Annotated in this window: 5 protein-coding genes; 4 read left to right on the forward strand and 1 reads right to left on the reverse strand. The window is 59.4% G+C overall.

The features are described 5' to 3' along the window. Window positions 1-223: 223 nt before the first annotated feature. The 3 genes from istA (at window position 224) to CXY73_RS00395 (ending at window position 3241) form a co-directional block, all read left to right on the forward strand. On the forward strand, window positions 224-1813 hold the full coding sequence (istA, locus tag CXY73_RS00385; protein WP_233198052.1) for an IS21 family transposase: 1590 nt from the start codon (window positions 224-226) through the stop codon (window positions 1811-1813). Continuing rightward, window positions 1813-2580 carry an ATP-binding protein gene (locus CXY73_RS00390; protein ID WP_104176431.1) on the forward strand — a complete coding sequence of 256 codons (768 nt, stop codon included), beginning with the start codon at window positions 1813-1815 and terminating at the stop codon, window positions 2578-2580. Before istA ends, CXY73_RS00390 begins: the two co-directional genes overlap by 1 nt. Window positions 2581-2878: 298 nt before the next feature. Next, window positions 2879-3241 carry a hypothetical protein gene (locus CXY73_RS00395; protein ID WP_104176432.1) on the forward strand — a complete coding sequence of 121 codons (363 nt, stop codon included), beginning with the start codon at window positions 2879-2881 and terminating at the stop codon, window positions 3239-3241. A 1232-nt stretch (window positions 3242-4473) separates the two neighbouring features. Here the strand turns inward: CXY73_RS00395 and CXY73_RS21275 are convergent. Further along, the gene (locus tag CXY73_RS21275) at window positions 4474-4812 is read right to left on the reverse strand and encodes a hypothetical protein (protein ID WP_146071542.1); all 339 of its coding nucleotides are present in this window, start codon (window positions 4810-4812) and stop codon (window positions 4474-4476) included. Window positions 4813-5005: 193 nt separating this feature from the next. On the opposite strand from CXY73_RS21275, the gene CXY73_RS23115 reads away from it, so the two are divergent. Continuing rightward, window positions 5006-5140 (forward strand): hypothetical protein, encoded by a 135-nt coding sequence (locus tag CXY73_RS23115; protein ID WP_255411330.1) that lies wholly within the window; start codon window positions 5006-5008, stop codon window positions 5138-5140. The last annotated feature ends 495 nt before the right edge of the window (window positions 5141-5635 follow it).

A 5635-nucleotide genomic window follows, 5' to 3' on the forward strand; every position in this document is an offset into this window, starting at 1 on the left:
TACATGATTGGCTCATTCGAGATGTTGTGAAGAGCCGCAACCGGGTTCGATGTGAGAATCACGCGATCATCCTTGTTAGATGGCGAGTAGGGCTTGATGGTAGCGCCAGTCCGGCGACTTGGTAGCGCGATTCCGGGTACACGGTAGCGCTGGCGGGTGGTGAACTGCTCTGCTGTGAGGGGGCCACGCATCAGGCGTGGTCCTTTTCAGTAAGGGGCGGGGTATGGCGGACTATCGAAAAATGTTGGGGTTGTTGCTGGAGGGGCGGAGTTATCGCGAGGTCGTGGAGATCGTGGGGTGTTCCCATCGCGACGTGGCCCGGGTCCGGCAAGAGGTCCAGCAGCGCGGTCTGACCTCGACGGTCGCGGTCAGCGACGTCGAGCTGGCCGAGTGGTTCCCCGACGGGCGCCGAAACGTGTCGGACGAGTATGACCAGCCTGACTTGTCGCGGGTGCTGGCGTCGATGAAAGCGAACCGGCAGTTCACGTTGCTGTTGGCGTGGCGTCGTTACGTCGACACGAAAGACGCAGGGAAGAAGTACGGGTATTCGCAGTTCTGCGCCCTGTTCACCGACTACCTCCGCACCCATGACCTGGTTGCGGTGCTGCGCCATGAGCCGGGTCGGGCAATGCTGGTGGACTGGGCCGGCGACACCATGGACGTCGTCGACACCATCACCGGCGAGGTCGTCAGAGCGATTCTGTTCGTCGCAGTGCTGCCCTATTCGGGACTGATGTTCTGCCGCGCCTACGCGGATATGAAGTCTCCGGCGTGGCTCGACGCCCATGTTCAGGCGTTCGCGTTCTTCGGCGGCGTGACGCAGATCGTCGTGCCGGATAACCCGACGACGTCCACCCACCAGACCCACAGGGGTGATGCGGAGCGGATCGTGAACGCCAGATATCAGCAGCTCGCTGATCACTATCAGACTGCAATTGTCCCGGCCAGAGTGAAAAAACCCCGTGACAAGGCTGCTGCTGAGAATGCGGTGAACGTGGTCAACAAACGCGTCATCGGCTATCTCGAGGACGACGTCTTCACTACGCTGGGCGAGTTGAATGCTGCGATTGAGGAACGGGTGCGGGAGATCAACCATGATATCCGCCGCGCTGACGACACCACCCGGTGGGAGCGTTTCGACGCCGAGGAGCGGGAGCTGCTGGGCCCGTTGCCGGATGTTGGGTTCGAGGACGTCGAGTGGAAGGAGCTGAAGGCGGCCCGGAACTACCACGTCACCGCGGACACCCAACGGTATTCCGTGCCGTTCGCACTGGCGGGCAAGCTGCTGCGGGTTCGGCTGACATCGTCACGGGTGACGGTCTTCGACGGGCACGAGAGCATCTGCGAACACCCGCGGCTGACAGGTCGCAAGGGCCAGTACTCGACCCTGCCGGACCATGTCCCGCCGCAGCACCGCGATATCGACGGGCTGTGGTCGAGGCGCTGGTTCACCGACCGGGCGCGCAGCGTCGGGCCGGCCACCGTCACGGTGATCGAGCAGATCCTGGACAGCCAGACGATCGAAGCGCAGGGCTACCTGTCCTGCCAGAACATCCTCGACGGGCTCGGCAAGAACAACCGGGAACGGCTGGAGGCGGCTTGCCAGGAGCTCGTGAACCGGAGCGGCCATCCGACCTATTCGACGCTGAAACGGTTGATGGCCGCGATCGACAGCGATGCGAAGAAGCCGCGGCCGAGGGTCCCGGCGGCCTCCACACGCAAACGCGTCAGCACGGTCGTGTTCCATGACACCATGCCGGATGTTTATGTCCGTGACGCCTCACACTATGCCCGCGACGAGGAGGTCAAGTGATGTTCACCAGCGTTGATTACGACAAGTTCCGGGCTCTGCGCGTGACCCACGTCGCGACCCGGCTGGAGGAACTCATCCAGGACGAAGCCAACGACACCCTCACCCCCGAGCAGCTGTTCCTCACCGCGGTCGACGACGCGTTGGAGTCCCGACGGATCAACAAGGTCGACAAACTCATCCGTCAGGCTGCGTTCCCGATCCCGGGCGCCACCGTCGCCGAGGTCGACTATCGCGAGGGACGCGGGATCACCCAGGTCAGAATGCGGCACTATGCCGCCCATGACTGGCGCTCCGATGCAACGAACCTGCTGATCATCTCGCCCACCGGAGGCGGGAAAACCTACCTCGCCTGCGCCCTCGCTATCGGCGCCTGCGAGAGTGAGCATTCGGTCCTCTACTTCCGGATGGACGACCTCGCCCGAAAGCTCGTCATCGCTCGCAGCGACGCCATCGCCCACCAAAAACTGTTGAACGAGATCTCGAACATCGACCTGCTCATCATCGACGACTTCCTCACCGTCGGCATCGACAGCGACGCTGGCAACGACCTGTTCGCGATCCTCGCCAACCGGGAACACCGGCTCCCGACGATGATCGCCTCACAGACCGGACCCGCGCACTGGGTCGCCGAGCTGCCCGACCGAGTCGCTGCGGACTCGATCGTTAACCGCCTCGCCAACAACGCCCGCATCATCAAGCTCGGCCAGATCGACATGCGCCAGCACCGCAACGACCAAGCCCGCGCCCACGAAGGCTACTGGGAATAACACCAAGGCGGCCTGGGCGCCACGCCCGGGCCGCTACCACCTCGTCAGAACTTTGTTACCAACTACCTGGACTGGCGCTACCATCAACCGCTACTCGCCATTAGATCCTTGTGCGGGGCAGAGCACGGCGTAGCGGTAGCTCAACTGTTTGTATGTGGCGCTGTAGCCGCCAACTGGTCCTGTTTTATGGCCTGTCATCGCTGAGACATAGGTCTTGGGTCGGACAAGTAGACTGCGGNTCGCCGTGCGCTGAGATGCAACCACTCGAGCGGTTACTTTTCGGTGCTACGGTTTTCGCATGATGAATTTGACGTTCGTCGGCAAGAGCTTGCTGGTGGGGGATGAGGTAGCGGAACTTGTCGTTGAATATGCGGCGATGCTGGCCCGTTCTGGGGGAGTAGACACTGTCCGGTTGATGGCTTACAGTGTCGGCGGAGACGATGTACAGGCTCTGCTGCTGTTGAGTCAGGGCGCCCCTATTATGGCGGAAACCTCACATACCGACAGACCCGAACCTGATAATCGTGACATCGTGTCGTACATGAGGCAGCGGCTGGCGCGCTCCGGGACTGTATCTTTTGGTCTTTCCCTGGATCATCAGCCCGACTCTACGTCCGCGTTTGAGGACGACTATAGTTTCAACTTTGAAACGACCGCATAATCTCAAACGGATTCGTCCCGCACTTGCGCTGCTCGACACGAAAAGTGACGTTTCCGCTCGCAGCATGAACCGGGTTGGGGTCGTGACTGTTGGTCGGCGATATACACCTCGCGGCGCCCACGTAACCGGTGGCGCATCTGAAGATATGCCGTACTGGCCGAAAGCTCCGTGCAACAGGCTGTGAGGGTCGTGGGCGTTGGAGGGATGACGGGTGCGAACTGCGTAGAAGCAACTACACGCGTGGGCGCTGGTGCGATGTGGTCAGGCGTGTATCGGGGGCGTAAGGGCGCTTCGGACTCGGTTGGTTGCGGCGTCACCCGCAGTCCCGCTGGTGTGTTTGACAGGTGTACGAGTTCTTCGACCCAGGCACGGTTAAGGCGGGCTCCTTGCTGCCGAAGAAGTCGAATTGAAGCGGGATTGTCGGATGGATCCAGATGGAACTGTGACCGCTTCCTGCTGCCGCCGAGTATTCCCACGAAAACGTAAAACTTTCTCCGCGGCTCACCTTGGCGAGAATGACGACCTTGAGGTGGGCGAGTACCCGATCATCGAACTCGATGGAGCTTGACGGGGTTCCGCAACTAAATTTACCCATGATTACTGTCCCAGTCCATTCTCAATTTCACTTGTGATGCGGTTGAAGTCTTCCGGCGTCTCGGAGTTGGTCAAGGTGGATGAGGCCAGTGGGAGTTTAGGCGGCTAGTTCAAGTGGGTCTTTTTCGATAGGTTTGTTGATCCAGGCCGTCTCAGGAATGAACAAGATCTGCGGTGCCTGATTCGTGTTGAATCGCTCGGGGGAAGCGTTTGCGGGGGAAGAAAAATGACTGGACGTATTCAGGGTCCGCCGGGTTGTAAAATTGATGGGATATTTAACGTGTGCGGATTCATGCGGCGACACGATCTGCCTGCGTCATTGACTCTCCCGGTCAGCGTTTGGATTCGTTTCTGCGGGCTCCGGGCAATTAGGGAGTGAGGTTAACACTTTTCCGATGTTTCGCGAACGCGTTCGGCTGCTGATGCCGTCGATGGTGGCTGGCCTACCGACAACAATTGCGGCGGGCGAGAGGTGCTTACTCATCAGCTTCATTTCTTCCTCTTCTAATTCCGGTCATCCGCGTCGAAACGGGCACGATTGACCCCTTGATGTTGAGTGCGTCTGCCGCTCGCCCGAGGTCTCTTAGGTGGCGATGGTGCGGGCACAAATGTCGCTGGTTGCGGTCACGTAGCCTGAGCTATTCCAGGCGCAGGAGAAGCACGGCGTCGAGGTCCACCGGCGAGGCGAACGCACCACCGCGCAGATCGCTGAACTCTTCAGCGTGGCCAGGTCCACGGTCTACTGCGCGATCCAACGCGCCGGGGACATCACCGTCTAAGCGTTCGTTGTGCAGACGAGTATGGGGAACATGACACGGAGACGTGCCGATGTCGTAGTGACAAGACTCTTCGTAGCCAACAGGTCGCGAGACTGCCAGAAGTCTCGAATGGTTGTTGCGTGTCGATGCTGTTGGCTGCTGCTCGCGCGTTCGTTGCCGTCGGATGGCGGAGGCCATCGTGGTGCTGACATAGCGCATGTCAACACTCCCGTGAGTTCGTTTGCCGCGTAATTTAGGGCGATGTTTGCTCTGACGTAATGAGCATCCCGAAAGAGCTGTCGGCGGAGAGGGTGAGTTCCGCCAACCAGACCGGGTTCACGCTGGGCGAGCGACCGCCATGGAATTTGAAGTAGAGGGGTATGGCGGGGTGCATCCATATTGAACTGCGACCATGTCCCGTCTCAGAGGCATCTTTCCAGGACACCAGGAAGCTTTCGCCACGGCGAAGCTTGCGGACAATCACGATCTGAATGTGCGCCAGAATCCGATCGTCAAATTCGACCGTTCTATTGCCGTACTCTATTGAACCCACAACACACACTACGTTTCCTGGGATATGTGGCTTGTGCCCTTGGTGCGGGGTCACACGCCGTTGAAAGGTGAAAAGAATTTTCTAGAGACCGTTTTATGACTTCGTCATCCCAATTTGCATATTCCGGTTTTCCCTCCGAGCGCGTTTGAAGAACTGCAATGGCACGGTTTGAATTGAATGAGTAGGAGATCCGGGGGATGTCGCTCCGACCGTTGGCTGGCGGGGTTACCGACGACCGTGGTAAAGACGGATAGTGGTGGAGTTATAGCCGGAATATTTCAGCAAGTATCGAGGTGCGGCAGTCTCTGCGTTCTGGGCAGGGTCCAATTTGATTTGCGCCTGAGGACGACAATACGAGCACATGATTCTCACGAATGAACACCTTTGTTCGGTCTGCCGCCCGAATATGACATCGCGCCACATCTTGCGGGAAGCAATCACTTCACATTGGGACTGCACGACCAAGATTCAGCCGTGCAGGCCCGACGA

The organism is Cryobacterium sp. Y50 (assembly GCF_002929805.1).
Lineage (GTDB): Bacteria > Actinomycetota > Actinomycetes > Actinomycetales > Microbacteriaceae > Cryobacterium.

Bases quoted from the DNA above. Each gene is read 5' to 3' on its own strand.
- istA (WP_233198052.1), top strand. From the start codon at position 224: ATGGCGGACTATCGAAAAATGTTGGGGTTGTTGCTGGAGGGGCGGAGT.
- CXY73_RS00390 (WP_104176431.1), top strand. From the start codon at position 1,813: ATGTTCACCAGCGTTGATTACGACAAGTTCCGGGCTCTGCGCGTGACC.
- CXY73_RS00395 (WP_104176432.1), top strand. From the start codon at position 2,879: ATGATGAATTTGACGTTCGTCGGCAAGAGCTTGCTGGTGGGGGATGAG.
- CXY73_RS21275 (WP_146071542.1), bottom strand. From the start codon at position 4,812: ATGCGCTATGTCAGCACCACGATGGCCTCCGCCATCCGACGGCAACGA.
- CXY73_RS23115 (WP_255411330.1), top strand. From the start codon at position 5,006: ATGTCCCGTCTCAGAGGCATCTTTCCAGGACACCAGGAAGCTTTCGCC.